At 70.7% G+C, this 1547-nt stretch carries 1 protein-coding gene; it reads right to left on the reverse strand.

Going from position 1 to position 1547, the window contains the following annotated elements; genetic code table 11:
* The coding region (locus VK98_RS22515) for an ImcF-related family protein (RefSeq protein ID WP_048416160.1) at positions 1-1547 on the reverse strand (1547 nt) is incomplete at both ends.

Genomic DNA, 1547 nt, shown 5'->3' on the forward strand with positions numbered 1-1547 from the left:
TGGCTCGGCTCCGTGATAAAAATCCGCGCCGGCAGCTGGAACTGCACCAATTGCAGCAGGGCCAGCGGGCCGGGGCCGGCTTCGCTGCGCAGCTGGTAGCGCGCCTGGCGCCCGTCCGGCAGCGCCCAGCTCAGCTGCCAGCTGGAACGGTCGATCTGCTCGCGCTTGGCCTGCTCCAGCATGCGCAGCCAGCCCCAGCGGCCGGGATGGTCCTGGCTCAGTCGCAAGCCGGCGTCCACGCTTTGCCATAGCAGGCTGGACCCGGCTTTCAGCGGATCGCCGGGCCAGCGCATCGCCTGCCAGCTTTCCACCTGGTTGAAGTAATGCAGGCTTTGCTGGTCCAGTTGCAGCCGGGTTTCCTCCAGGCCCGTGGCGGCGATGGGCTTCAGCTCAAAAAGAATGCCGGCGTCGCCCTGGGCGTAGAGCAGGCTGGACAGCCGCGACAGCCGGTTCAGTTCGTTGAGGAAGTCCAGATCGAAGCGCAGCGCCTGCGCCGCCGCCGGGTCCGGCGACCATTGATCGCCCTGGCGTTCTAGCACCCCGCCCAGCTGCTGGCGCACGAACTGCTGTATCAGGCCGTCGGCGGGGTGCAGGAAGCGGCCCAGTTCCGGCAGCGAGGCGTCGGCGTCGGCGCGGTGGAAGGGGTAGCGGCCGGCGAAGCTGGCTTGCCACGGCCGGAAGACGCTTTGATCCCACAGCTGGTTGAGGCTGGCCGCCGCCGGTTGCAGCAGGGTATGCCAGGACTGGTTCAAGGGTTGCAGGAACAGGTGCTGGCCCAGGCCCTGCCAGTCCTCGCCCAGGTTGGCGGCCAGCTGGGCGGCGTAGTCGCGGCCCTCGGCCAGCTCGCCGCCCTTGCCCTGGAACACCGCCTGCGCCAGCGCGCGGGCTGCGGCGTCCGGGTCCGGCGCGGCGGCCACCTGTTGCAGCTTGAGCCGGGTGGCGGCCACCCGCTCCAGATAGCGTTGCAGGCTGAGATTGGAGCCGTCCTGGCGTTCTTCCAGCAGCCGCAGCAGCGGGCCGAAGCTTTGCGCCAGCGGCGCGGCGTCCCCTTTCTCAATCGCTGGCGCGCTGGCGTCGTTCTTGCCCAGCAGCGCCTGGGCTTTGTCCACCAGATTGGCGCCGATGCTGTCGGCGCGTTCTCCGGCGCGGGCGTTGTCGCGCACCACCGCCATCAGCGCGCGCAGCGGCGAGCGCTGCGGATCGGCGTAGACCTGCAATTGCTGGGCGTTGGCGGCCAGCTTGGCCTCCGTCTGCCAGGAGACGGCGTTGAGGAATTGCTGCCAGGCGCGGGCGTAGTCGGCGAAGTAGCGCTGGCGCAGCGCGGCCTCCAGCGCCTTGCCGGCGCTGGGCTGGCCTGTCTGCTCGGCATTGAGCACCCAGTCGCCGGCGCTGCCCTGGCGGCGGTGGGCGTCGGCGAAGGCGGCGCGCAGATGCTCGTCCCAGGCCTTGCGGGTGAACACGCCGGGCAGGCTGGCCTCGCTGCGCCACAGGCCGCGCAAGTCCTGGCCCGGCAGCAGGGCGGCCAGCGTCTGCGGCGGATACTTGGC

It is taken from the genome of Chromobacterium sp. LK11 (genome assembly GCF_001043705.1).
GTDB lineage: Bacteria > Pseudomonadota > Gammaproteobacteria > Burkholderiales > Chromobacteriaceae > Chromobacterium > Chromobacterium alkanivorans.